The organism is Sphingopyxis sp. C-1 (genome assembly GCF_001047015.1).
In the GTDB taxonomy this organism is placed as follows: domain Bacteria; phylum Pseudomonadota; class Alphaproteobacteria; order Sphingomonadales; family Sphingomonadaceae; genus Sphingopyxis.
In genome coordinates, this window is the sequence record NZ_BBRO01000001.1 from 1,115,743 (window position 1) to 1,139,322 (window position 23,580).

Here is a 23,580-nt window from a genome sequence, read left to right on the forward strand (position 1 = left end):
ACCTTATGCAGGCCGGCCCCGATTGGCTAGACGTCTAACCCAACCTTTTTGGTTGTTATCAGCTGCCCATTTTGGCTTCGAGGTTTTCCACGATCGCCTCGAAGAAACCTTCGGTGGTCAACCAGTTCTGGTCGGGACCGATCAGCAGCGCGAGGTCCTTGGTCATCTTGCCGCTTTCGACGGTTGCGACGCAGACCTTTTCGAGGTCGTCGGCGAACTTCACGAGCGCGGCATTGTCGTCCAGCTTACCGCGGTGCTTGAGCCCGCCGGTCCACGCAAAGATCGACGCGATCGGGTTGGTCGACGTCGCCTTGCCCTGCTGGTGCATGCGATAGTGGCGGGTGACGGTGCCGTGCGCAGCTTCCGATTCCACGGTCTGGCCGTCGGGGGTCATCAGCACGCTGGTCATCAGGCCGAGCGAGCCGAAGCCCTGCGCGACGGTGTCCGACTGGACGTCGCCGTCGTAATTCTTGCAGGCCCAGACGAACTTGCCGCTCCACTTGAGCGCCGATGCGACCATGTCGTCGATCAGGCGGTGTTCGTACACGATGCCCAGTTCGTCGAACTTCGCCTTGAATTCGGCCTGGAACACTTCTTCGAACAGGTCCTTGAAGCGGCCATCATAGGCTTTCAGGATCGTGTTCTTCGTCGACAGATACACCGGCCACTGGCGGGCTAGGCCATAATTCAGGCTGGCGCGCGCGAAGTCGCGGATCGAATCGTCGAGATTGTACATCCCCATCGCGACGCCCGACGAAGGGAATTGGAACACTTCCTCGTCGATCAGCGTGCCGTCTTCGCCTTCGAAAACCAGGCGGAGCTTGCCGGGGCCGGGAACGCGGAAATCGGTTGCCTTATACTGGTCGCCGAAAGCGTGGCGGCCGACGACGATCGGGTCGGTCCAGCCCGGGACGAGGCGGGGAACATTCTTCATCACGATCGGTTCGCGGAACACCACGCCGCCCAGGATGTTGCGGATCGTGCCGTTCGGCGACTTCCACATCTTCTTGAGGCCGAATTCCTCGACACGTGCTTCGTCGGGGGTGATCGTCGCGCACTTCACGCCGACGCCATATTTCTTGATCGCGTTCGCGGCTTCGACGGTGATCTTGTCGTCGGTGCGGTCGCGTTCCTCGATGCCGAGGTCGTAATAATGAAGGTCGACGTCGAGATAGGGGAGGATCAGTCGCTCGCGGATCCACTGCCAGATGATCCGGGTCATTTCGTCGCCGTCGAGTTCGACGACCGGGTTGGCTACCTTGATCTTGCCCATGCTTTCAGCCTTTTTCCTTGGGGAGTCGGAGTTGCTGCGGGCCTTAGGCAAAGCGGCGCGATTGATCAACCGCCCCGTCGCGACCTGCGTCGTACCTGGGGTCCTGACCCTAGCCGGCAACAAAGCCCGTGCCTTATCCATTGTCAGTATAGAAGTGGGACCCTAGAAGACTGGGCATGTCGAATATCATATCCTCGAACCGCCCCGGCGGCGGTATCAAATGGCACTGGCCCTCGGTCCATCCCGAAGGGCGCAAGTTCCTGTTAATCGCTGGAATCGTGACGCTTTGCTTCTGGCTGCTCGGGTGGGAAATCCTCGGCTGGCTGATGCTCGGCGTGACGATCTGGGTCGGCGCCTTCTTCCGCGATCCGGTGCGCGTCACCCCGGTCGGCAGCGATGTGATCATCGCGCCCGCCGACGGGCTCGTCACCCAGATTGCCGAAGTCCCGCCACCGCCCGAAATTTCCGGGCCCGACGGCCTCGGCGCCGCGCCGATGCTGCGCGTGTCGATTTTCATGAGCGTCTTCGACGTCCACATCAACCGAACGCCCGTAGCCGGAACGCTACGGAAGCTCGTCTATATTCCGGGCAAGTTCGTGAACGCCGACCTTGACAAGGCGAGCGAAGAGAATGAACGCCAGCATTTCGTCGTCGAACGCGCCGACGGCGTGCGCATCGGCTTTACCCAGATCGCGGGCCTCGTCGCGCGGCGCATCATGCCGTTCGTGACGATGGGCAACGAACTGACGACGGGGCAGCGCGTTGGCCTGATCCGTTTTGGCAGCCGCGTCGACGTTTATCTGCCCGCGGGGACGACGCCGCAGGTGCTGCTCGGTCAGCGCACGCTTGCCGGCGAGACCGTCGTCGCGCGCATCGGCACCGCCGCGACGATCGACGGCATCGGGCAATAAGTGGCGGACGAGGATCATATCGTGCCTGACGCCGCGGGGCGTCGTATCGCCGGGCTCAGTCTGCGCGCCTTCGCGCCCAATGCGATCACGATCCTTGCGCTCTGTTCGGGGCTTACCGGGGTACGCTTTGCGATCGGAGGCGAATGGACTGCGGCGGTGACGATGATCATCGTTGCCGGCGTGCTCGACGGCATGGACGGGCGCATCGCGCGGCTGCTCCGTGCGCAAAGCAAGTTCGGCGCCGAACTCGATTCGCTGTCCGACGTGATCGCGTTCGGTGTTGCCCCGGCGATGATCCTGTTCCTCTGGTCGCTTGCCAATGCTCCCAAATTCGGCTGGACCGCCGCGCTGGCGCTCGCGGTTTGCTGCGCGCTGCGTCTCGCGCGCTTCAATTCGCGTATGGATGCCGATTTCCAGCCGCACAAATCGGCGGGCTTCATGACCGGCATCCCGGCGCCCGCTGGGGCGGGGCTGTCGTTCGTCCCCGTCTATCTGTGGTTGGTGACGGGCAACGACCTGTTCCGTGAATGGTATGTCGTGATGCCCTGGGCGCTTGCCATCGCGATGCTGATGATTTCGGCGATTCCGACCTATAGCTGGTCATCGATCCGGCTTCGCCGATCGTGGCGCCTGTTCGCGCTGGCTGGCGTCGGCCTGCTCGGCGCAGCGCTTGTCACGGCGCCCTGGCACACATTGCTTGCGGTTTGCGCGCTTTATCTGACGATGCTGCCTTTCGGCATCGCAAGCTATGCGAAGGTCAAGCGGCGCGGCTGAGCGCCGGCTGCATGCGGGTGGCTGCGCGTACCGGACGCGGAGCATCGCGGCGCGCCGGCGAGCGGCGCAGCGTGATCTTTTGCGGTAGCGGACCCGACTGCGGTGCCATTTCGGCAGGGAAGGCGCCTTCGCCGATCAGCGCCGAGAGAATCGCATTCTCGTTATTCTTGAGCATGGCCAGGATCACCGTCACGCCGAGGCCGGCGGCGAGGGCGAAGAGGAGAGCGGCTGCGACCTGAACCATGATCTTGTCCTTTCGGCTTCTATGTGCGAAACCTTTTGTTAACCAGCGACGGTTTCGTGGGGCTTTTCGTTCCATGTTCTCGTTTTGTTCTCAAGCATTTTGCGACGAACGGAGTCGCTTTGTCGCCGAACCGAGTCCGGCGTGTGCCATCGGTTGAACGCGAAAAGGGGCGCGCGCCCCTTGCTTTTGACGGCCAAGGCGGCTAACGGCCCGCCCATTCCACATGGAAGGCGCACATAAACCGGTGCCGGATCGTCCGCTTGCGGATCTTCGGTTCTTGCTTTCCAGAGGACCAACCGGAAGGAGAAAGACTATGGCGGCACCTGTCGTCACGATGCAGAATCTTATCGAAGCTGGCGCCCACTTCGGCCACCAGACCCACCGTTGGAATCCGCGCATGAAGCCGTACATCTTCGGCGCGCGCAACGGCATCCACATTCTTGACCTGTCGCAGACCGTGCCGCTCTTCGCGCGCGCCCTCGACTTCATCGCCTCGACCTCGGCCGCTGGCGGCAAGGTGCTGTTCGTCGGCACCAAGCGCCAGGCGCAGGGTGCGATCGCCGATGCGGCCCGCGCTTCGGGTCAGCACTTCGTCAACCACCGCTGGCTGGGCGGCATGCTCACCAACTGGAAGACGATCTCGGGTTCGATCAAGCGCCTCAAGACGCTCGAAGAGCAGCTTTCGGGCGACACCTCGGGCCTCACCAAGAAGGAAGTGCTCAACAAGACGCGCGAACGCGACAAGCTCGAACTGAGCCTGGGCGGCATCCGCGACATGGGCGGCATTCCCGACGTGATGTTCGTGATCGACGCGAACAAGGAAGAGCTGGCGATCAAGGAAGCCAACGTTCTTGGCATCCCCGTCGTCGCGATCCTCGATTCGAACGTCTCGCCCGACGGCATCGCGTTCCCGGTTCCCGCGAACGATGACGCCGCGCGCGCCATCCGCCTCTATTGCGATGCCGTTGCCCAGGCAGCGACGCGTGGTGGTCAGCAGGCCCGTGCAAACCGCGGCGAAGATCTTGGCGCCGCTGTCGAGCCGACCGCTGAGCCCGTTCTGGCCGAAGAAGCCGCCGCTCCGGTGACCGAGGACGAACAGGTCCCGGCCGAAGCTGCTGCCGAAACCGAACGTCAGAGCGACGCATAACGCTCGGGTATGACGGGACAGTGCGGGTAACGCCCACGCTGTCCCTGTCATCCCTTTGACTTATCGCCCCGCCATGCGCGCGGGCGTCTCGCGGGCCAGATGGGCTCGCCCCTTTTGAAAGGATTATCCCATGGCTGAAATTACGGCCGCTCTCGTCAAGGAACTGCGCGACCGCACGGGCGCAGGCATGATGGACTGCAAAAAGGCGCTCGCCGAAAACAACGGTGACATCGAAGCGTCGATCGACTGGCTCCGTACAAAGGGCCTCGCCGCCGCCGCCAAAAAGGCTGGCCGCGTTGCCGCCGAAGGCCTCGTTGGCGTCGCCACCGACGGCACCCGCGGTGCGATGGTCGAAGTGAACAGCGAAACCGACTTCGTCGGCAAGAACGAGCAGTTCCAGGAATTCGTCCGCGACGTGACGCAGGTCGCGCTCGCCGGCAACATCTCGGACATCGAAGCGCTCGGCGCTGCTGCTTACCCGTCGGGCGGCACGGTCGCGGAAAAGCTGACCAGCAACATCGCGACGATCGGTGAAAACCAGTCGCTGCGCCGTTCGGTGATCGTCTCGGTGAACTCGGGCGTCGTCACGGGCTATGTCCACAACGCCGCCGCGCCCGGCATGGGCAAGATCGGCGTGCTCGTCGCGCTCGAATCGACCGCTGGCGCCGACGTTCTCGAACCGCTCGGCAAGCAGCTCGCGATGCACGTCGCTGCTGCGAACCCGCTGGCGCTGAACGGCGATGATCTTGACGCCGACATGGTTGCCCGCGAACGCGCGATCGCCGAAGAAAAGGCTGCTCAGTCGGGCAAGCCCGCCGAAATCGTGTCGAAGATGGTCGACGGTGCGATCGCGAAGTTCCGCAAGGAAAACGCGCTCCTGTCGCAGCTCTTCGTGATGGACGGCAAGACGCCGGTCGCCGAAGTCGTTGCCGCAGCCGGCAAGGATGTCGGCGCGACGATCACGCTCAAGAGCTTCGTCCGCTTCCAGCTCGGTGAAGGCATCGAGAAGGAAGAAAGCGATTTCGCGGCGGAAGTCGCGGCCGTCGCTGGCGTCTGATAAAAGAAGATCCGGATTGCTGCGTTCGTCGCGGTAGTCCGCTTGGCAATGGCGCGTGCCCGCTCTAGGGTGCGCGCCATTCGCATATATTGAGTTTGCAAGAGGTTCCCCCATGGCATTGCCCGGCATGAAACGCATCCTGCTGAAATTGTCGGGCGAGGCGCTGATGGGCTCCAGTCCCTTCGGCATCGACCCCGAAACCGTCGCGAGCATGGCGGCCGAGGTTAAGGAAGCCAAGGATCGCGGCCTCGAAATCTGCCTCGTCATCGGCGGCGGCAATATCTTCCGCGGCATGGCGGGCGCCGCGAAGGGCATGGACCGCGCGCAGGCCGACTATATGGGCATGCTGGCGACCGTGATGAATGCGCTCGCGATGCAGAATGCGCTCGAGCAGCTCGGCGTCGAAACGCGCGTCCAGTCGGCGATCGAGATGGACAAGGTGTGCGAGCCGGTGATCCGCCGCCGCGCCGAGCGTCATATGGAAAAGGGCCGCGTAGTGATTTTCGCCGCCGGCGTCGGCGCTCCCTATTTTACGACCGACAGCGGTGCCGCGCTCCGTGCCGCCGAAATGAAGTGCGATGCGCTGCTCAAGGGCACCAGCGTCGACGGCGTTTACAACGCCGATCCCAAGAAGGATGCGAGCGCGGTCCGATACGACACGCTGAGCTATGACCGCGTACTCGCCGACAATCTGAAGGTGATGGACGCGAGCGCGGTGGCGCTCTGCCGCGACAATCATATCCCGATCGTGGTGTTCAATATTCGCGAGCCAGGCAATCTGGCACGCGTGCTGGCGGGCGAGGGTGTTTCGACCGTCGTCGGCGATGCCGATTAACGAAATTACGCCCGGCGACGCGGCCTGACCAAATCAAGAGAGGAAAGACAGATGGCGAAATATGACAAGGCCGACCTCGAACGCCGCATGCACGGCGCGGTCGAATCGCTGAAGAGCGACCTTTCGGGCCTGCGTACCGGCCGCGCGCACACCGCGCTGCTCGATCCGGTGACGGTCGAGGTCTATGGCAGCCACATGCCGCTGAACCAGGTCGCCTCGGTCAGCGCGCCCGAACCGCGCATGTTGTCGGTGCAGGTGTGGGACAAGTCGAACGTCGGCCCGGTCGACAAAGCGATCCGCTCGGCGGGGCTTGGCCTCAATCCGATCGTCGACGGTCAGGTGCTGCGCCTGCCGATCCCCGAAATGACGCAGGAACGCCGCAAGGAACTGTCCAAGCTCGCGGGCCAATACGCCGAAAAGGCGCGCGTCGCGGTCCGCAACGTTCGCCGCGATGGCATGGACAATCTGAAAGCCGACGAGAATAAGAAGGAAATCAGCGAGGACGATCGCAAGCGTTCGGAGACCGAGGTCCAGAAGCTGACCGACGCGACGATCGCCGAAATCGACGCTGCCGCGACCGCCAAGGAAAAGGAAATCCTGGGCTAGTGCTTATCCGCGCTTACCTCTCTTCTGTTCGGGCTGAGCCTGTCGAAGCCCCGTCCTTTTCTTCTGAAAGAAAGAACGGTCCTTCGACAAGCTCAGGGCGAGCGGGCTTTTAGGTTCTGCCTGTGACTGTTCCCGATCACGGCGCACGCCATGTCGCTATCATCATGGACGGCAATGGCCGCTGGGCCAAGAAGCGCTTTCTGCCGCGCGTCGCCGGGCACAAGGCCGGGGTCGAGGCGGTGCGCACGATCGTCCGCGCGGCGGGCGACCTCGGCATCGAGGCGATGACGCTGTACGCCTTCTCGTCGGAGAACTGGAAGCGGCCCGAGGAAGAGGTCAGCGACCTGATGGGGCTGATGAAGCGCTTCATCCTGTCCGACCTCGACGAATTCGCCGCGAACGACGTGAAGCTGAAGGTGATCGGCAACTGGCGCGCGCTTGCGCCCGATGTCGTCAAACTGATCGAGAATGCGCTCGAACGCACGGCGGGCAACAAGCGCACGACGCTCGCCGTTGCGCTCAACTATGGCGCACAGGACGAACTGGTCCGCGCCGCCACGGCCGCCGCCGCGGAAGGCGCGATCACCGAGGAAGCGATTGCCGCGCATCTCGATACAGCCGACATGCCGCCGCTCGACCTGCTCATCCGAACGTCGGGCGAGGTGCGGCTCTCGAATTTCCTGCTCTGGCAGTCGGCCTATGCAGAACTCTATTTCACCGATACCTTGTGGCCGGACTTCAAACCGGCCGATCTCAAGGCAGCGCTCGACCAATTTGCGCGGCGCGACCGCCGTTACGGGGGACTTTAGGGCATGGCGGCAGCGGTTAAATCGGATCTTTGGGTACGGATCGGATCGGCGCTCGTCCTGTTCGTGATCGCGGGCGCCGCGCTCTGGTTCGGCGGCCTCGCATTCGGCTTGCTGCTGCTCGTCGGCGGCGCGCTCGTCCTCGTCGAATGGTTCCAACTCGTAAAGGCGATGACGCTTGGCGGGGGTGCCAGGATCGGATTCAATATCCTCGGTCCTCTCCTCGTCCTCGGCGCCATGGCGGGACTATGGTTCATTCGCGATGCGCTCGGCATGACGGCCGCGCTCTGGGTGTTCGGCATGGTGTGGGCAACCGATATCGGCGCCTATTTCGCCGGTCGCTCCTTTGGCGGCGCACGCCTAGCGCCGAAAATCAGCCCGTCGAAGACCTGGTCGGGGCTGATCGGCGGCATGGTCGCGGCGCTCATTGCCAGCGCAACGATCGGCGACCGTGCTGGCATCATCGGCGTTCCGCTGTGGATCGGCCTGTTCATGGGACTGCTCGCGCAACTCGGCGACCTTGGCGAAAGCTGGATGAAGCGCCGCGCGGGCGTCAAGGATTCGGGTAGGCTGATCCCCGGGCATGGCGGCCTCTTCGACCGCGTCGATGGCGTGCTGCCGGTTGCGCTTCTGCTCGGACTGCTCGCTTTCGCGGGCCAGATCGCCGTGCGGGCGGCGGCCTGATATGATGCGCCGCCTTTCGCTGTTCGGCGCGACGGGATCGGTCGGGCAATCGACCCTCGATCTTGTGCGGCGCGATGGCGAGGCTTGGCAGATGGGGGTGCTGACAGCCCATAGCGACGTCGCGGAACTGGCCAAGCTTGCAAAGGAGTTCCGCCCCGACATCGCGGTGATCGCCGACGAAGACCGTTATGGCGAACTCCGCGATGCACTCGCCGGTACGGGCATCGAAATCGCTGCTGGCGCCGAAGCGCTCGTTGAAGCGGCGCAGCGCCCGACCGACCTCGTAATGGCCGCGATTGTGGGAACTGCCGGGCTCGCGCCGACCATGGCCGCGCTTGAAGCCGGAACCGATGTCGCGCTTGCCAACAAGGAAGCGCTCGTTTCGTCGGGCGAATTGATGACTGCGGCGGCACGCAAGTCGGGCGCAACGATCCTGCCCGTCGACAGCGAGCATAATGCGATCTTCCAGTGCCTTGCGGGCGGGCGCATCGATCAGGTGCGGCGTATCATCCTGACCGCAAGCGGTGGCCCCTTTCGGACGATGAGTGCCGAAGACATGGCGCGCGTGACCCCGGCACAGGCCGTTGCGCACCCCAATTGGTCGATGGGCGCCAAGATCAGCGTCGATTCGGCCACCATGATGAACAAGGGCCTGGAACTGATCGAGGCGCATCATCTGTTCCCGGTGGGGCTCGATCGGATCGAGATACTCGTCCACCCCCAATCGGTAATCCACAGCCTCGTCGAATATATCGACTGCTCCACGCTCGCGCAGCTCGGCTCGCCCGACATGCGGATCCCGATCAGCAGCGCGCTTGCCTGGCCGCAACGCATGGCTACCCCATGTGCGCCGCTGGACCTTGCGAGTATCGCACGGCTCGATTTCGAGGCGCCCGACGAAGTTCGCTTTCCCGCGACCGCGCTCTGCCGCGCCGCGATTGCGGAGGGCGGGGCACGTCCGGCACAGCTCAACGCCGCCAACGAGGTGGCGGTCGCCGCTTTCCTCGCGGGACGCATTTCCTTCCCCGCAATCGTCGACACAGTGCGCCGCGTGATCGACGCCGAAGCGCCCGCCGTGCCCACGTCGCTTCAGGACATATTCAGCGTCGATGCGGCATCCCGGGCGGCTGCCCAACAATTTGTGGACCAATTAGAACATGCTTGAGACCCCGGGTTTCGCCTTCACGGTTCTCGCTTTCCTGCTCGTACTCGGGCCGCTCGTGTTCGTGCACGAATATGGGCATTATATTGTCGGCCGCTGGTGTGGGGTGAAGGCGGATGCCTTTTCGATCGGTTTCGGACGCAAGATTCTTGGCTGGACCGACAAGCGCGGCACCGAATGGAAAATCGGCTGGCTGCCGCTCGGCGGCTATGTCCAGTTCGCGGGCGACCGCGACGCGGTCAGCCAGCCCGACGCGAACTGGCAATCCTTACCCACCGAGGAAAAGTCGCACACGTTCCCCGCGCAGCCGGTGTGGAAGCGCTCGCTGATCGTTGCGGCGGGCCCGGTGACCAATTTCCTCTTTGCGATCCTGATCCTCGCGGGGTTCGCGTGGATGGGCGGCAAGCCGGTGACCCCGCCCGTCGCGGGCGGGATCGAGGCGGGATCGGCGGCGGATGCCGCGGGACTGCGCATCGGCGACCGGATCGTGTCGATCGAGGGCCGTTCGATCGAGACCTTTGGCGACATCCCGATGGCGGTTGCGCATCGCCCCGGCGAGGCGTTGCAGGTGCGTATTCTGCGTAGCGGAAGCGAGCGTTCGGTCGAACTGACCCCGCGACTGGTCAAGGATAAGGACCCGTTCGGCAAGGAATATGAGCGCGCGATCCTCGGCCTCGCGCCTCCCGCGCAGGAATTGCAGCCGGTTTCGCTGATCGAGGCGCCCGCGGTCGGGCTCCATCAGACCTGGCAGATCGTCCGGCAGACGGGCGAGGTGCTCGGCCAGTTCCTGACCGGGCGCCGGTCGATCAAGGACATGAACGGACCGGTCAAGATTGCCGAGATTTCCGGGCAGGCTGCGACGCTCGGTCTCGCGTCGCTGATATTCTTCATCGCCCTGATTTCCATCAATCTGGGGTTCATCAATCTCTTGCCATTGCCCATGCTTGATGGTGGTCATTTGCTCTTCTTCGCCTATGAAGCGGTCCGCCGGCGCCCAGCGCCGCCGCAGGTCCAGGAATGGGCGTTTCGATTCGGCTTTGCGGCGGTCGTTACGCTGATGCTGGTCGTGACTTTCAATGATTTGGGCTCATTGGGCTTGTGGGACGGGATCGCGCGCTTGATTGGCTAGCGAGTCTGGGGCAGGGAGTGGCGCGCGAACCCGCGGTCAGGCGGGTTTGTCGCTTTTGAGTTATTTTTTCGGGATGAACAGCGTGGCTTCACACAAACTCTCGGCGCGGACACAGCTGTCGGCCCTCCTCATGGCAGGTACGATGCTGGCGACGCCGGTGATGGCGCAGGAAGTCGCGCCGCCGACCGTACCGGCTCCGGCACCCGAAGCAGCTCCGGCTGCGACGACGGTCAAGTCGATCACGGTCGTCGGTAATCAGCGGCTCGAGGCGCAGACGATCCTGTCGTACCTGCGTTTGCGCGTCGGTCAGCAATATGACCGCTCGGTGCTCGACCAGGCGCTGAAGGACCTTGCCGCGACCGAGTTGTTCAAGGATTTCCAGATCACCGACAACGCCGGCGCGCTGCAGATTCAGGTTACCGAAAATCCGGTCATCAACCGCGTCATCCTTGAAGGCAACAAGCGCCTGAAGGAAGACAAGATCCGCCCCGAGATCAAGCTCGCGCCGCGCCAGATATTCACGCGTTCGAAAGTCCGCGCGGACGTCGCGCGCATCATCGAACTCTACAAGCGTCAGGGCCGCTTTGCCGCGACGGTCGAGCCCAAGATGGTCTCGCTCGACCAGAACCGCGTCGATGTCGTCTTCGAAATCAACGAAGGACCGAAATCGAAGGTCCGCCAGATCAACATCATCGGCAACGAGAAGTTCAGCGATGGTGAGCTTAAGGGCGAGATGGCGACGAAGCAGTCGAGCCTGATGACGATCCTGTCGTCGAACACCAGCTACGACCCCGATCGCCTGGCCTATGACCAGCAAAAGCTGCGCCTCTTTTACCTTTCCAACGGTTACGCTGATTTCCGCGTGATTTCGGCGGTTGCGGAGCTGACGAGCAACAAGCAGGACTTCATCATCACCTATGTGGTCGAGGAAGGCGAGCGCTACAAATTCAGCGACGTCGATGTGAAGAGCGAAATCCGCGACTTCCAGCCCGAAATGCTGAAAAAGCTGCTGCCGATGCACACCGGCGACTGGTATGATGCAAAGCTGGTCGAGGACACGGTCGAAAGCCTCAGCGAAACCGCAGGCCTGTTCGGCTATGCCTTTGCCGATATCAATCCCGAATTCCGCCGCGATCCCGAAACGCGGACGATGGCGATCACTTTCAACGTCGCTGAAAGCCCGCGTACCTACGTCGAGCGTATCGACGTCAACGGCAACACGCTGACCCACGACAAGGTCGTGCGCCGCGAATTCCGTCTGAACGAAGGCGACGCGTTCAACAGCTTCGGCATCAAACGCACCGAAAGCCGCATCAACAGCCTTGGCTATTTCCAGGAAAATCTGGAAATCGAGCGCAAGGAAGGCACCACGCCCGACCGCATCATTCTCGAAACCAATGTCGAGGAAAAGCCGACGGGCGAACTGTCGCTGTCGGCCGGTTTCTCGTCGATCGAGAATTTCCTGCTCCAGGCGTCGATCCGCCAGCGCAACTTCCGCGGCCTCGGCCAGCAGCTCCAGGCGTCGGTCAACTATTCGAGCTATTCAAAGTCGATCGAACTCGGTTTCACCGAGCCCTATCTGTTCGACCGCAACATCTCGGTGGGTGGCAGCATCTATCGCCGCGATTTGAACTCGTTCAACTTCATCAACAATGACCGCCGGACGACCTTCCAGCAGGTTACGACCGGGGCGCAGATCAACGCCGGCGTGCCGCTGACCGAGTTCATGTCATTCTTCGCGCGGTACAGCATCAACTTCGACGATGTGACGCTCGACAAAGGGATCTATTATTTCGGCAACGAGTGCGATCCGCTCGTGGCCGGCCGCTATCTTTGCGATGCGATCGGCAACCGCACGACGTCGCTGCTTGGCTACACGCTTGCCTATGACGACCGCGATAACCGCCTGCGCCCGACGCGCGGCCAGTCGCTGTCGCTCAGCCAGGATTTCGCGGGCCTCGGCGGCAGCGTAAAATATGTCCGCACCCGCCTCTCGGGTTCGAAGCACTTCAATCTCGGCAGCCGCTTCATTCTCAATCTCTCGGCTGAAGGCGGCTATATCTATCCGTTCGGTAGCCGTCCGACGCCGACGAGCGACAAGGTCCGCCTGACCGATCGCTTCTTCCTCGGCGAACCGCAGATGCGCGGCTTCGACATTCGCGGCGTCGGTCCGCGCGTCATTCGTTATTCGGTCAACAATAGCGATCCTGTCAACCCCATTGTCGTCACGGACGCCAATGGCGATCGGGGGCAGATCGACGACGCGCTCGGTGGGCGCGCTTATTATCAGGGCCGGCTCGAACTCGATATTCCGCTGGGGACCGGCGCGAAGGAACTGGGGCTGCGGCCGTCGATCTTCCTCGATGTCGGTTCGGTGTTCAGCGTACGCAAGCCAGCGTTGACGACGCTGGCAAACTTCTTCGACTCCGCCGACGGGCTCACAAAAAATCTGTGCCGTAACCCCGACACCGGCCAGCAGGTTTTCGCGACCAATACTCCGAATGGCGACGGTACGCCGTCGGGTCAGTATACGACTTGCGCCACCGCGAACGGCTTCACGTCTAACCTCGCGCCGTTCGAGGAACGCTTCTTCGGCGACACTTGGATGCCGCGCGTGTCGATCGGTGCCGGCGTCAACTGGAATTCTCCGTTTGGTCCGTTCCGGATCGATTTCGCTTACGCCCTTCGCAAAGAAGAGGGCGATGATACCAAACGCTTCTCATTCAATGTAGGAACCCAATTCTAATGAAGAAAATTCTTGTCGCGTCGGCGCTGGCGATGGCCACGCTGTCGGTTTCGCCCATCCTGTCGGCCCCCGCCATCGCGCAGGCAAAGGGCGTCGCCGTCGCCGACGTCCGCATCGCCGCCGCGCGTTCGAACGCTTTCCAGGCTGCCTCGACGCAGATCGAAACGACGTACAAGGCGCAGATCGACCAGCAGCAGTCGCGCAGCCAGACGCTGCAGGCTGAAATCAACGTCCTGATCGCCAAATATAACGAAGAGGCGAAGAAAACCCCGGTTAACCAGGCCGCGGCGCAGGCGGCAGGTAAGGCCATTCAGGACAAGCGTCAGGCCGCGCAGACTGAACTCAGCCAGATCGGCGCGCCCGTCGACCTCGCCATTTCTTATGTCGAGGATCAGATCAGCGTTCGCATGAACGAAGCGATCAAGGCGGCGATGACCGCGAAAAAGGTCGACCTGCTGATCAATCCCGAAGCGGTGATTGCGCGCGAAAACAATGTCGACATCACCGACGCTGTGGTTGCCGAACTCAACCGCATCCTGCCGACCGTGTCGACTGCGGTTCCGGCCGGCTATCAGCCCGGCCAGCTGGTTCAGCAGCGCAACCAGCAGTTGATGGATCAGGCACGCGCCGCCCAGGGCACGCGTCCCGCGACGCCGGCTCCGGCGCCGACGGGCACCGCTCCGACGACCCGCTAAGATCGATGGCTGACGGGGAAATTTCGGACGGCGCAATGGGTCCGGTGGATATCCGCCGGATCCTGACGCTGCTGCCGCATCGTTATCCGATGCTGCTCGTCGACCGGGTGGAATCGATGGTGAAGGACACCTCGATCCACGCGGTCAAGGCGGTGACGATGAACGAGCCCTTTTTCCAGGGCCATTTCCCCGGCCGGCCGATCATGCCCGGCGTCCTCATCGTCGAGGCGCTGGCGCAGGCGGGCGGCATCCTTGCGGTTGAGTCTCTCGGCCTTGGCGGTTCGGGCAAGCTGGTCTATTTCATGGGTATCGACGGGGTGAAGTTCCGCAAGCCCGTGGAACCCGGCGTTCTGCTCGACCTGCACGTCACCATCCTCCAGGCAAAGCGGAATATCTGCAAGTTCGAGGGCAACGCGATGCTGAACGGCGCACTCGCTGCGGAATGCCAATTCACCGCAATGATCGCCGATCCGCCGAGCAACTAACCAACCCTTGCAAATTTAGGCTTTCGCCGTTAGGGGACGCCGCTTCGCGGCCCCGGACGGGGAAGCAACGACTCACGCGGCTGGTCGGAAACCAGCGGCACAGGAGCTTGAGACATGAAAAAAGATACGCATCCCGACTATCACATGATCACGGTCAAGATGACCGATGGCACCGAATATCAGACGCGCTCGACCTGGGGCAAAGAGGGCGACACGATGACGCTCGAAATCGACCCCACCGCGCACCCGGCGTGGACCGGCGGCACCGGACGTCTGCTCGATGCGGGTGGTCAGGTCGCGAAGTTCAACAAGCGTTTCGGCGGTCTGTCGCTCAAGCGTTGATGGTGCGAACCTCCGCGATTGCGGGGGTCAGCCCAGGACTTTTGCAAGCGCGCTTTGCCAGCCGGCAAGGCGCGTTTTGCGTTTCTGGGCCTCGATCGCCGGTGTAAAGCGGGTCGCGGTGCCGCGCATCGCCCCGGCGGCGCTCGCGAGGTCCGCATAGAGCCCCGCACCGGTCGCGGCGAGCATCGCGGCGCCAAGCGCAGTGCTCTCGACGAAATCGGGCCGCTCGACCGCGATGTCGAGCATGTCGGCCAGATCCTGCGCCATCCAGTCGTTCGCCGCCATGCCGCCGTCGATCCGAACCTCGGCCCAGTCGACGCCGTCGGCCGCGAACGCCGACTTCAGGTCATGCGCCTGATAGGCCTGCGCTTCGAGCGCCGCGCGCGCGACATGGGCCTTCGTTGTCGCAAAATTCAGCCCCGACAGGGCGGCAAGGGCATCGGGGCGCCAGTGCGGCGCGCCAAGCCCGGTGAGGGCAGGGACAAGATAGACGCCGCCATTGTCGGCGACCGACCGTGCAAGGCCCTCGCTCTCGCTCGCGCTGGCGAGCAGGCCTAGGCCGTCGCGTAGCCATTTGATCAGGCTTCCGGCGACGAATACCGATCCTTCGAGCGCATAGGAGCGGACGTCGCCTTCCTGCACCAGCACCGTCGCAAGCAGTCGGTTTTTCGATTGCGGCCGCGCCGTTCCACTCGCCGACAGGATGAAGGCACCGGTGCCGAAGGTCGCTTTCGTCTGTCCCGGCGACAGGCATGCCTGGCCGATCGTCGCCGCCTGCTGGTCGCCCGCCATGCCGCAGATCGGGATGGCACCACCGAACAGCGTCGGATCGGTCGTGCCCACGCGCGTCGTGCAGCCGGCGATTTCGGGAAGGAGTCCCATCGGTACGCCGAGCAGGCCGCAGAGTTCTTCGTCCCAGCCGCCCTGACCGTTGATGTCCATCAGCAGCGTGCGCGATGCGTTGCTTGCATCGCTGACATGTACGCCGCCGGTCAGCCGATAGATGAGGTAGGATTCGACCGTCCCGACGGCAAGCCGGTCGCCAGCTTCCTTGAGCTGCGGCCAATGCTTCAGCGCCCAGCCGATCTTGGTCCCCGAGAAATAGGGATCGAGCAGCAGGCCGCTCTTCGCTTGTGCCATGGGCTCATGGCCCGCCTCTTTCAGTGCCGCGCAATCCGCCGCCGAGCGCCGGTCCTGCCACACCATTGCGTGCGCGAGCGGCTCGCCAGTCGTGCGGTCCCAGAATACTACCGTCTCGCGCTGGTTGGTGATCCCGATCGCGGCGATATGATCGGCGCCGCCCGCCTGTGCGATCATCTCGCGTGTGCAAGCGAGCGTGGCCTCCCAGATTTCGGCGGCGTCATGTTCGACAAGTCCGGGACCGGGATAATGCTGCCGGATTTCGCGTTGCGCGCTGCCGAGCGGAGTGCCGTCGGCGTCGAATAGCATCGTTCGCGTCGACGTCGTGCCTTCGTCGATGACGATGATCTTCTCTGTCAAAGCACTATCCCCTCATCCGTTCGTGCTGAGCTTGTCGAAGCACCGTCCTTTTCTTCCATCTACGATGCAGAAAGAACGGCCCTTCGACAAGCTCAGGGCGAACGGAATAGGTAAGCAGCTTGTCGGCGCTTGCAAAACTGCGCGCCATATGCCATATATTGTGCAGCGCAGCATGGCGGGGCCACCCGCCGCAACCACCGGCAGCGTGATTTTCCCGTCCAAATCAGGCGCGGGACGAGCCGGACCAGCGCTTTGTCCCCAGAGGCACCCTTTCACGCGGGTCGTTTCGAACCCGCGGCCGTGCGCCGTCCGTTCGATGCGAACGGATGCGCCTGCGCGTCGCCCTATGTGAGTATCTTATGACGACTTTTAACGACTTTGGCCTGCACGCCGACATTAATCGCGCGCTTGCCGCCAAGGATTATACCCAGCCGACCCCGATCCAGACGCAGGCGATCCCGCCGCTGATGAAGGGCCGCGACCTGTGCGGCATCGCGCAGACCGGTACCGGCAAGACCGCCGGCTTCTCGCTGCCCTCGATCCATCACCTCCTGACCTATCCGCACCGCGCCAATCCGCGGAGCTGCCGCATGCTCGTTCTCGCGCCGACGCGCGAACTTGCTGCGCAGATCGCGCAGAGCTGCCGCGACTATGGCCGCTTTACCAAGCTCAGCGTCTCGACCGTCTTTGGCGGCGTACCGATCAACAAGCAGATCCGTGACCTTTCGGGCGGCGTCGACATTCTCGTCGCCACTCCCGGCCGTCTACTCGACCTGATCGACCAGCGCGCCCTGCGTCTCGACGACGTCGAAATCTTCGTCCTCGACGAAGCCGACCAGATGATGGACATGGGCTTCATCCACTCGCTGCGCCGCATCGCCAAGCTGCTGCCTTCGCGCCGCCAGAACCTCTTCTTCTCGGCGACGATGCCGAAGGAGATTGCGCATCTGGCCGAACAGTTCCTCGAAGATCCGGTCACCGTGTCGGTCACCCCCGCGGCGACCACGGTCGAAAAGATCAGCCAATATTCGACCTTCGTCGAACAGAAGGAAAAGCAGGCGCTGCTGCACTCGGTCATCGCCAGCGAAGATATCGACCGCGCATTGATCTTTACCCGCACCAAGCATGGCGCCGACCGCGTCGTGCGCCATCTCGCGGGTGCAGGCATCAAGGCGATGGCGATCCATGGCAACAAGAGCCAGTCGCAGCGCACCCACGCGCTGCAGGCGTTCCGTTCGGGCGACATCAAGCTGCTCGTCGCGACCGACATCGCCGCACGCGGCATCGACGTATCGGGCGTCAGCCATGTGATCAACTTCGAGATCCCGAACGTTCCCGAACAATATGTCCACCGCATCGGCCGCACCGCGCGCGCCGGCGCCGAGGGCAAGGCGATCAGCTTCATCGCGCCCGATGAGCGTCCCTATATGCGCGACATCGAGCGCGTGACGCGGAGCAAGTCCGAGCCGATGCCGCTGCCGGAGAATTTCAACGAGCTGGTGCGTAACCTGCCAAAGCCGGCTCAGCCGCCGCGCGACACTGGCAGCCAGGGCCGCAACCCGCAGCGCCAGCGCGAAGACGCGCTGCGCGGCCGCGACGGCAACAAGCCGCGCGGCGATCGCGGTCCGCGCCGCGACAATGCGCCCGCCGGCGAAGGCGCCGAAGGTCAGCGCAAGCGCCGTTTTCGCCCGCGCAACAAAAGCGTCGGAGCGCATAAGGGTGCGGTGAAGCGCGTCGGTTGACGCGAGCAACCGCGCCGCTAGGTTCCCCCTCTCTTTGAGAGGGGGACGAAAGCTCGGTGCAAGCCAGCTTCGCTATTCCTCGCTCAAACAAAAGCCCGGCAAAATGGCGGGGCGTATGAGAGGGGTGAAGGATGGCCGAAGGCGGAGCAGCAGTTACGGTCGATGCCCGGCAGAGCGAACGAAAGGTCATCCTGGCCTCGTCGCTTGGCACGGTGTTCGAATGGTATGACTTCTACCTCTACGGCTTGCTCGCGACGATCATCTCGGCGCAATTTTTTTCGGGCGTCAACGAAACCACCGGTTTCATTTTCGCACTCGCGGCCTTTGCCGCGGGTTTTGCCGTAAGGCCATTCGGTGCGCTCGTCTTCGGGCGCATCGGCGATCTCGTCGGGCGCAAGAACACCTTTCTGGTCACCATGGGCCTGATGGGCGCCTCGACCTTCCTCGTCGGCGTGCTGCCCAGCTATACCTCGATCGGGGTTGCGGCGCCGATCCTGCTTGTGCTGCTGCGCCTCGTTCAGGGGCTCGCGCTCGGCGGTGAATATGGCGGCGCCGCCACTTATGTCGCCGAACATGCCCCCGACGGCAAACGCGGCCTCTTCACCAGCTTTATCCAGACAACCGCGACGCTCGGGCTGTTCGCGGCGCTCGGCGTCGTGATCGTCATTCGCTCGGCAATGGGCGAGGCAGCCTTCGCCGACTGGGGCTGGCGTATTCCCTTCCTGATCTCGGTCATTCTGCTCGGCGTGTCGCTGTGGATCCGCCTCCAGCTCGAGGAAAGCCCGGTCTTCAAGCAGATGAAGGAGGAGGGCACGACCTCCAAAGCTCCGCTGACCGAGGCATTCGGTCGCTGGGAAAACCTGAAATGGGTCGTCGTCGCGCTCTTCGGGGCGGTCGCGGGGCAGGCGGTGGTCTGGTACTCGGGGCAATTCTATGCGCTCTTCTTTCTCGAAAAGACGCTGAAGGTCGATGGCGCGACCGCGAACATCCTGATCGCCATTGCGCTCGCGCTCGGTACGCCTTTCTTCATCTTCTTCGGCTGGCTCAGCGACAAGATCGGACGCAAGCCGATCATCCTCGCGGGCTGCGCGCTCGCCGCGATCACCTATTTCCCGGCGTTCCATATGCTGACCGAAGCCGCCAATCCCGCGATGGCAAAGGCGCAGGCGACCGCTGCGGTAAAGGTCAACGCCGACCCCGGCGCCTGCGCGTTCCAGTTCGATCCGATCGGCAAGGAAAAATTCGAAAGCACCGGCTGCGATATCGCCAAGTCGGCGCTCGCCAAGGCTGGCGTCAGCTACACCAGCGTGACGCGCCCGCGTCGCACCGGCGAGGCCGCAGACGTTTGGGTCGGCAATCGTGTGCTCGTCGCGCCTGAGCCTTGGCGGCTCGCAGAGGAAGACCGCGCCGCCGCGGCCGAAGCGTTCCGCAAGGAGCTTTCCGCCGCGACCGCCGCTGCGGGCTATCCTGCCAAGGCCGATCTCGATGCGATGAACAAGCCGCTGGTCGTTGCGATTCTCTTCTACCTCGTGCTGCTCGTGACGATGGTTTACGGTCCGATCGCGGCGCTGCTGGTCGAACTGTTTCCCAGCCGCATCCGCTACACCGCGATGTCGCTGCCCTATCACATCGGCAATGGCTGGTTCGGCGGCTTCCTGCCGACGACGGCGTTCGCGATGGTCGCCGCGACAGGCAATATCTATTATGGCCTGTGGTATCCGGTGATCGTCGCGGTGATAACCCTGGTCATCGGGCTACTCTTCCTGCCCGAAACCTTCCGCCGGTCGCTTCATCCTTAGGATAGATTGACCCACCCGACTTGTTCGTTAGGTTCGCGCTCGAGCCTAGAGGGGGGCGTGATGATCGCTGACGACATGGATTTCGACCCGCCGCCGCCACCGCGGCGCCCGTTCTTCCGCCGCAAGCGGGTACTGATCCCACTCGCGCTGCTCGTTACGATCGTCGTCGGTTTCCTATTGCTCCTGACGCCCGACACCGACCGTGATGCGATGATCGCCAAATATAGCGGGCCCGCTGGCGCTTTCGTGGCCGGCCCGGCGGGACAGCGCATCCACTACCGCGATCAGGGCAAGCGCGGCGATCGGGCGATCATCCTGATCCATGGCGCCAACGCCAGCCTGCATACGTGGGAACCGCTGGTGAAGCGGCTCGGCGAGACCTATCGCGTGGTCACGCTCGATCTGCCCGGGCACGGCCTGACCGGCGCGATTCCCGACACCGATTATTCGGCGCAGGGGATGATGGATGCGGTCGATGTCGTCGCGGCAAAGCTTGGGCTCGATCATTTCATCCTCGGCGGCAATTCGATGGGCGGCTGGGTCGCCTGGCGCTACGCACTTGCGCAGCCCGCACGCGTCGATGCGCTGTTGCTGATCGATGCCGCGGGGATGCCGCTGCGGCCGGGTGAGAAACGGCCCGAATCGAATGTCGGCTTCCGGGTTCTCGAATATCCCTTCGGGCGCTGGCTCGCGACGCGGGTGACGCCACGGATGCTCGTCGAACAGTCGCTGCGCGGGTCGGTCGAGAAGCAGGAGATCGTCGATGACGCGATGATCGACCGCTATTGGGAATTGCTGCGTTTTCCAGGCAATCGGGCGGCAACCGTGCTGCGGGCGCGGATGGACCGTGAACCGGCGATGGCGGCGCGGGTAGGTGAGATCAAGGCGCCCACCTTGATCCTGTTTGGCGACAAGGACCGGTTGATCAACCCCAGCGCCGCAAAGACGTTCAACGAGCGCATCGCGGGGTCGGAAGTCGTGATCCTGCCCGGCATCGGCCATCTGCCGATGGAAGAGGCGCCCGACGCGACCGCGAATGCGATCGCAGACTTTCTTACGCGGCGGCTTGTTGCCCCGTCGGCGCCTGATCCAGAAACGCGCTGATTCGCGCCGAGATGGCTGCGGCGTGGGTGAAGGGGAAGAGGTGCGAACCCGGCACGACTTCCAGCACCGCGCCGTCGATGTGCTCGGCAAGCATCTCGCCATAACAGGCGGGCATTACGCCGTCCTGTTCGCCCATCAGCACCAGCGTCGGAATCTTGTTCAGCCCCGACAGAAACGCCATGCTGCTCCATCCGATCATTGCGGCACTCTGATATGCGATGCCTAGCGGAGTAGCGGTCTGGATCTTGAGCCCGCTCGCGAGCATGTCGTGATCGAACATAGCCGCCCATCCGATTCCAGGCGCACCCATGACCGGTGTTGTGGCCATCAGCACCAGCCGGCGCACGCGTCCTGGGAACTGGATCGCGACCTGTTGCGCCAGCGCGCCGCCCCAACTGAAACCGGCGACGTCGATTGTCCTGTGGCCAAGGCGATCGGCAATCTCCATCACCACCGCCGCGATCGTCGGCGCGGCATAAGGCAGCAGCGCGTCAGGCGAGCCGCCGACGCCGGGCATATCGAGCGTCCATATTTCGCGACCGGTAATCTGCGCGAGCAGCGGTGCGGCGGCGACCAGGTCGGCACCGATGCCATTGAGGAATAGCAAGGGCGTACCAGGCGCGCCTTCGCGCCAGCGCGCGACGCGCAGGCTGAGGCCGTAAACATGCTCGCTGCGGATGGCCGGCCGGCCGCTGATCCTGCTCATGGCCGATGCCTTCGCATATCTGGATGACCGGCGAAAGACCGCTGATCTACTCCGCTTGTCGCGCCGCCTCCGCGGCTTGCTCATAGCGCAGGCAGTCGAAAATCTTTGCGCCCGCAAGGAACACCGATCCGGTGCATGCGAGCAGCAGCAGCTTGCCGCCGGTGCCGGGATATTCGTGGATATAGTTCGCGCCGCGCGCCATCGCCCCGACGGCAAGCGCATAAATGATGAGGCACGCTTCGAAGCGTGTCTTGATGACGAACAGGCGTCCGATCTTTTTCAGCATCACCATAGCCTAAGCAAGCGTCGTGCCACTGGCGCAAATGCGTGATTCGGCGCGCCGGGCTTATGGTAAATTGTAAGTTAATCCGACAGAACAGGGAAGGGTGCCTAAAAATAGCGCGGGATCGGTCCGATCTGCGGCGTCTGGCCGGGAAGCGCGACGACGACGTCGTCGACATAGCACCAGCCCCACCCCTCTGGCGGATCATAGCCCTCGATGATCGGATGCGCCGTCTCGTGGAAATGCGCGCGGGCGTGGCGTGCGGGCGAATCGTCGCAGCAGCCGACATGGCCGCAGGTGCGGCACAGGCGCAGATGCACCCAGATGCCGCCCGTACGCAGGCATTCCTCGCACCCCTTGGCGCTCGGGACGACCTCTTGGATCGCGTTTTCGTGCGAACAGCCCGTCATGCATCCTCCTTTGTCTCGCGCACCCGCGCCGGTGCTCCCATCGGACATTCTAGCGCGGCGCGGTCCCAGCGCGCGGCATCGGCGGCCGCACCATAGGTGCTTTCCAGAAAATCGAGGAGCAGTGCATCCGGCGACGCCGCCGTCCGCACCGCTTCATAGGGCAGAATATATTCGCCCATGCCGGCATCGAAGCGTGCCGCGGCGGGCACCGGATAGTCCCGAAACCCGGACGGTTCGGGATAGGCATAGGAATAAAAGGCCGGCTCGGGGAACGTATCGCCGCCCGGCCAGAAGCCCGCGCTGCTGACTTCGTGCGAATAGGCCTCGCGCGTCACTGCGTCGGGAAGCCCCGGTACACCGCCCGGATGCGGCGGCGCCGCGCGGCCCGAAAAGTGCGTGACCGCAAGGTCGAAGCTGCCCCAGAAGAAATGCACCGGGCTCGCCTTGCCAAGGAAGCCGCTGCGGAACAGCCTGAACACGCGGTCGACTTGTACCAGCGCGCGCCAGAAACGATGCGCTGCATCGGCGTCATAGCTCGCGTGGCTTTCGTCGCGCGCGAAGGGGATGGGGTCGGGCACTTCATTGGGTACGCCATATATGCGTACCGCGATGCCCAGGTCGGCGAGCAGCCCGAGCAGCCGGTCGTGAAAATCGGCAACGCTGCGCGGTTCGAGGACGAGTTCGCGTTCCTGCCCCGTGCTGGTGCGGCAGATCAGCCGATGGACGATGAAGTCGAATTCGATCTCGAGCAGTTCATGCTCGACGGGGATCGGCGATGTCGTCAGCCCGCGCGCGCTGACATAGAGCGGGACCTGCCAGCCGTGGTTGAGCCAGGGCGTCAGCGACAGGCGGATCTTGCCGACGATCTGCGTCCATAGCTGCAGCGTGATCGCCGTGTCGCGCCAGTCGGCCCAGCACAGATCGGGCCAGATCGCGGGTCCCTCGCTCGATGACATCTCGGCTCTCCTCGCCAAAGGATTAGAGTCCCGCCCTTGCCAAGATGCTTAGCGGCTTGGCACGTGATGGGCCAGTGGCGGGATTTACCGATGTCGGTTTGGGGTGGAGAGCTGATGTTCACTCACCCACGCCCGTCATCCCGGGCTTGACCCGGGATCCCGCTTTTTGCGCGCGCACTAGCTT

24 protein-coding genes are annotated in these 23,580 nt (G+C 63.4%); 17 read left to right on the forward strand and 7 right to left on the reverse strand.

Annotated elements, in window-relative coordinates:
• Positions 1 to 58: 58 nt before the first annotated feature.
• The gene (locus SC1_RS05095) at positions 59 to 1,273 is read right to left on the reverse strand and encodes an NADP-dependent isocitrate dehydrogenase (RefSeq protein WP_062178444.1); all 1,215 of its coding nucleotides are present in this window, start codon (positions 1,271 to 1,273) and stop codon (positions 59 to 61) included.
• A gap of 176 nt (positions 1,274 to 1,449) precedes the next feature.
• Here SC1_RS05095 and SC1_RS05100 point away from each other — a divergent pair, with 176 nt between their 5' ends.
• Both SC1_RS05100 and SC1_RS05105 read left to right on the forward strand, forming a co-directional pair.
• On the forward strand, positions 1,450 to 2,184 hold the full coding sequence (locus tag SC1_RS05100; RefSeq protein WP_062178447.1) for a phosphatidylserine decarboxylase: 735 nt from the start codon (positions 1,450 to 1,452) through the stop codon (positions 2,182 to 2,184).
• A 21-nt stretch (positions 2,185 to 2,205) separates the two neighbouring features.
• Complete coding sequence (locus SC1_RS05105) at positions 2,206 to 2,958, forward strand: phosphatidylcholine/phosphatidylserine synthase (RefSeq protein ID WP_238586581.1); 753 nt, start codon at positions 2,206 to 2,208, stop codon at positions 2,956 to 2,958.
• Here SC1_RS05105 and SC1_RS05110 read toward each other — a convergent pair.
• Positions 2,942 to 3,202 (reverse strand): hypothetical protein, encoded by a 261-nt coding sequence (locus SC1_RS05110; protein WP_062178451.1) that lies wholly within the window; start codon positions 3,200 to 3,202, stop codon positions 2,942 to 2,944. The two genes, SC1_RS05105 and SC1_RS05110, sit on opposite strands and share 17 nt — an antisense overlap.
• A 313-nt stretch (positions 3,203 to 3,515) precedes the next feature.
• Here SC1_RS05110 and rpsB point away from each other — a divergent pair, with 313 nt between their 5' ends.
• The 12 genes from rpsB (at position 3,516) to rpmE (ending at position 14,896) form a co-directional block, all read left to right on the forward strand.
• Positions 3,516 to 4,349, forward strand: a complete 834-nt coding sequence (gene rpsB, locus SC1_RS05115; protein WP_062178453.1) for a 30S ribosomal protein S2 — start codon at positions 3,516 to 3,518, stop codon at positions 4,347 to 4,349.
• A 130-nt stretch (positions 4,350 to 4,479) separates the two neighbouring features.
• Positions 4,480 to 5,406, forward strand: coding sequence for a translation elongation factor Ts (tsf, locus tag SC1_RS05120; protein WP_062178456.1), 927 nt, complete (start codon positions 4,480 to 4,482; stop codon positions 5,404 to 5,406).
• Between the two features lie 112 nt (positions 5,407 to 5,518).
• Positions 5,519 to 6,241 carry a UMP kinase gene (pyrH, locus tag SC1_RS05125; RefSeq protein WP_062178459.1) on the forward strand — a complete coding sequence of 241 codons (723 nt, stop codon included), beginning with the start codon at positions 5,519 to 5,521 and terminating at the stop codon, positions 6,239 to 6,241.
• A 51-nt stretch (positions 6,242 to 6,292) separates the two neighbouring features.
• Positions 6,293 to 6,847: a ribosome recycling factor gene (gene frr, locus SC1_RS05130; RefSeq protein ID WP_062178461.1), complete on the forward strand. Its 555-nt coding sequence runs from the start codon at positions 6,293 to 6,295 to the stop codon at positions 6,845 to 6,847.
• Positions 6,848 to 6,969: 122 nt separating this feature from the next.
• Entirely contained in the window at positions 6,970 to 7,656 is a 687-nt protein-coding gene (gene uppS / locus SC1_RS05135; RefSeq protein WP_083435691.1) for a polyprenyl diphosphate synthase, read from the forward strand.
• A gap of 3 nt (positions 7,657 to 7,659) precedes the next feature.
• Positions 7,660 to 8,337: a phosphatidate cytidylyltransferase gene (locus SC1_RS05140; protein WP_062178467.1), complete on the forward strand. Its 678-nt coding sequence runs from the start codon at positions 7,660 to 7,662 to the stop codon at positions 8,335 to 8,337.
• A gap of 4 nt (positions 8,338 to 8,341) precedes the next feature.
• The gene (locus tag SC1_RS05145; protein ID WP_062183601.1) at positions 8,342 to 9,502 is read left to right on the forward strand and encodes a 1-deoxy-D-xylulose-5-phosphate reductoisomerase; all 1,161 of its coding nucleotides are present in this window, start codon (positions 8,342 to 8,344) and stop codon (positions 9,500 to 9,502) included.
• Positions 9,495 to 10,628: an RIP metalloprotease RseP gene (gene rseP / locus SC1_RS05150; RefSeq protein ID WP_062178468.1), complete on the forward strand. Its 1,134-nt coding sequence runs from the start codon at positions 9,495 to 9,497 to the stop codon at positions 10,626 to 10,628. Before SC1_RS05145 ends, rseP begins: the two co-directional genes overlap by 8 nt.
• A gap of 73 nt (positions 10,629 to 10,701) precedes the next feature.
• Positions 10,702 to 13,374: an outer membrane protein assembly factor BamA gene (gene bamA, locus SC1_RS05155; protein ID WP_062178471.1), complete on the forward strand. Its 2,673-nt coding sequence runs from the start codon at positions 10,702 to 10,704 to the stop codon at positions 13,372 to 13,374.
• A complete protein-coding gene (locus SC1_RS05160; protein WP_062178473.1) occupies positions 13,374 to 14,069 on the forward strand; it encodes an OmpH family outer membrane protein in 696 nt (231 codons plus the stop codon). The genes bamA and SC1_RS05160 overlap by 1 nt, the downstream gene beginning before the upstream one ends.
• Before the next feature lie 5 nt (positions 14,070 to 14,074).
• Positions 14,075 to 14,554 (forward strand): 3-hydroxyacyl-ACP dehydratase FabZ, encoded by a 480-nt coding sequence (gene fabZ, locus SC1_RS05165; protein ID WP_062178476.1) that lies wholly within the window; start codon positions 14,075 to 14,077, stop codon positions 14,552 to 14,554.
• A 114-nt stretch (positions 14,555 to 14,668) separates the two neighbouring features.
• The gene (gene rpmE / locus SC1_RS05170) at positions 14,669 to 14,896 is read left to right on the forward strand and encodes a 50S ribosomal protein L31 (RefSeq protein ID WP_062178479.1); all 228 of its coding nucleotides are present in this window, start codon (positions 14,669 to 14,671) and stop codon (positions 14,894 to 14,896) included.
• A gap of 27 nt (positions 14,897 to 14,923) precedes the next feature.
• Here rpmE and SC1_RS05175 read toward each other — a convergent pair whose 3' ends face one another.
• The gene (locus tag SC1_RS05175; RefSeq protein WP_062178482.1) at positions 14,924 to 16,396 is read right to left on the reverse strand and encodes a glycerol kinase; all 1,473 of its coding nucleotides are present in this window, start codon (positions 16,394 to 16,396) and stop codon (positions 14,924 to 14,926) included.
• A gap of 359 nt (positions 16,397 to 16,755) precedes the next feature.
• On the opposite strand from SC1_RS05175, the gene SC1_RS05180 reads away from it, so the two are divergent.
• From SC1_RS05180 to SC1_RS05190, 3 genes are all read left to right on the forward strand, one after another.
• Positions 16,756 to 18,138: a DEAD/DEAH box helicase gene (locus SC1_RS05180; protein ID WP_062178485.1), complete on the forward strand. Its 1,383-nt coding sequence runs from the start codon at positions 16,756 to 16,758 to the stop codon at positions 18,136 to 18,138.
• A 131-nt stretch (positions 18,139 to 18,269) separates the two neighbouring features.
• Positions 18,270 to 19,937 (forward strand): MFS transporter, encoded by a 1,668-nt coding sequence (locus SC1_RS05185; protein ID WP_062178488.1) that lies wholly within the window; start codon positions 18,270 to 18,272, stop codon positions 19,935 to 19,937.
• 60 nt (positions 19,938 to 19,997) lie between these two features.
• Positions 19,998 to 21,041, forward strand: a complete 1,044-nt coding sequence (locus SC1_RS05190; RefSeq protein ID WP_062178491.1) for an alpha/beta fold hydrolase — start codon at positions 19,998 to 20,000, stop codon at positions 21,039 to 21,041.
• Here the strand turns inward: SC1_RS05190 and SC1_RS05195 are convergent.
• From SC1_RS05195 to SC1_RS05210, 4 genes are all read right to left on the reverse strand, one after another.
• Positions 20,992 to 21,747, reverse strand: a complete 756-nt coding sequence (locus SC1_RS05195; protein WP_062178494.1) for an alpha/beta fold hydrolase — start codon at positions 21,745 to 21,747, stop codon at positions 20,992 to 20,994. The genes SC1_RS05190 and SC1_RS05195 overlap by 50 nt on opposite strands.
• A gap of 46 nt (positions 21,748 to 21,793) precedes the next feature.
• A complete protein-coding gene (locus SC1_RS05200) occupies positions 21,794 to 22,039 on the reverse strand; it encodes a hypothetical protein (RefSeq protein ID WP_370568710.1) in 246 nt (81 codons plus the stop codon).
• A 98-nt stretch (positions 22,040 to 22,137) separates the two neighbouring features.
• Positions 22,138 to 22,440: a UBP-type zinc finger domain-containing protein gene (locus tag SC1_RS05205; RefSeq protein ID WP_062178497.1), complete on the reverse strand. Its 303-nt coding sequence runs from the start codon at positions 22,438 to 22,440 to the stop codon at positions 22,138 to 22,140.
• Complete coding sequence (locus tag SC1_RS05210) at positions 22,437 to 23,396, reverse strand: DUF5996 family protein (RefSeq protein WP_062178500.1); 960 nt, start codon at positions 23,394 to 23,396, stop codon at positions 22,437 to 22,439. The genes SC1_RS05205 and SC1_RS05210 overlap by 4 nt, the downstream gene beginning before the upstream one ends.
• Positions 23,397 to 23,580 lie beyond the last annotated feature (184 nt).

Coding starts and splice junctions, on each gene's coding strand:
- SC1_RS05095 (WP_062178444.1), bottom strand. CDS start 1,273: ATGGGCAAGATCAAGGTAGCCAACCCGGTCGTCGAACTCGACGGCGAC.
- SC1_RS05100 (WP_062178447.1), top strand. CDS start 1,450: ATGTCGAATATCATATCCTCGAACCGCCCCGGCGGCGGTATCAAATGG.
- SC1_RS05110 (WP_062178451.1), bottom strand. CDS start 3,202: ATGGTTCAGGTCGCAGCCGCTCTCCTCTTCGCCCTCGCCGCCGGCCTC.
- rpsB (WP_062178453.1), top strand. CDS start 3,516: ATGGCGGCACCTGTCGTCACGATGCAGAATCTTATCGAAGCTGGCGCC.
- tsf (WP_062178456.1), top strand. CDS start 4,480: ATGGCTGAAATTACGGCCGCTCTCGTCAAGGAACTGCGCGACCGCACG.
- pyrH (WP_062178459.1), top strand. CDS start 5,519: ATGGCATTGCCCGGCATGAAACGCATCCTGCTGAAATTGTCGGGCGAG.
- frr (WP_062178461.1), top strand. CDS start 6,293: ATGGCGAAATATGACAAGGCCGACCTCGAACGCCGCATGCACGGCGCG.
- SC1_RS05140 (WP_062178467.1), top strand. CDS start 7,660: ATGGCGGCAGCGGTTAAATCGGATCTTTGGGTACGGATCGGATCGGCG.
- SC1_RS05145 (WP_062183601.1), top strand. CDS start 8,342: ATGCGCCGCCTTTCGCTGTTCGGCGCGACGGGATCGGTCGGGCAATCG.
- rseP (WP_062178468.1), top strand. CDS start 9,495: ATGCTTGAGACCCCGGGTTTCGCCTTCACGGTTCTCGCTTTCCTGCTC.
- bamA (WP_062178471.1), top strand. CDS start 10,702: ATGAACAGCGTGGCTTCACACAAACTCTCGGCGCGGACACAGCTGTCG.
- SC1_RS05160 (WP_062178473.1), top strand. CDS start 13,374: ATGAAGAAAATTCTTGTCGCGTCGGCGCTGGCGATGGCCACGCTGTCG.
- fabZ (WP_062178476.1), top strand. CDS start 14,075: ATGGCTGACGGGGAAATTTCGGACGGCGCAATGGGTCCGGTGGATATC.
- rpmE (WP_062178479.1), top strand. CDS start 14,669: ATGAAAAAAGATACGCATCCCGACTATCACATGATCACGGTCAAGATG.
- SC1_RS05180 (WP_062178485.1), top strand. CDS start 16,756: ATGACGACTTTTAACGACTTTGGCCTGCACGCCGACATTAATCGCGCG.
- SC1_RS05185 (WP_062178488.1), top strand. CDS start 18,270: ATGGCCGAAGGCGGAGCAGCAGTTACGGTCGATGCCCGGCAGAGCGAA.
- SC1_RS05190 (WP_062178491.1), top strand. CDS start 19,998: ATGATCGCTGACGACATGGATTTCGACCCGCCGCCGCCACCGCGGCGC.
- SC1_RS05195 (WP_062178494.1), bottom strand. CDS start 21,747: ATGAGCAGGATCAGCGGCCGGCCGGCCATCCGCAGCGAGCATGTTTAC.
- SC1_RS05200 (WP_370568710.1), bottom strand. CDS start 22,039: ATGGTGATGCTGAAAAAGATCGGACGCCTGTTCGTCATCAAGACACGC.
- SC1_RS05205 (WP_062178497.1), bottom strand. CDS start 22,440: ATGACGGGCTGTTCGCACGAAAACGCGATCCAAGAGGTCGTCCCGAGC.
- SC1_RS05210 (WP_062178500.1), bottom strand. CDS start 23,396: ATGTCATCGAGCGAGGGACCCGCGATCTGGCCCGATCTGTGCTGGGCC.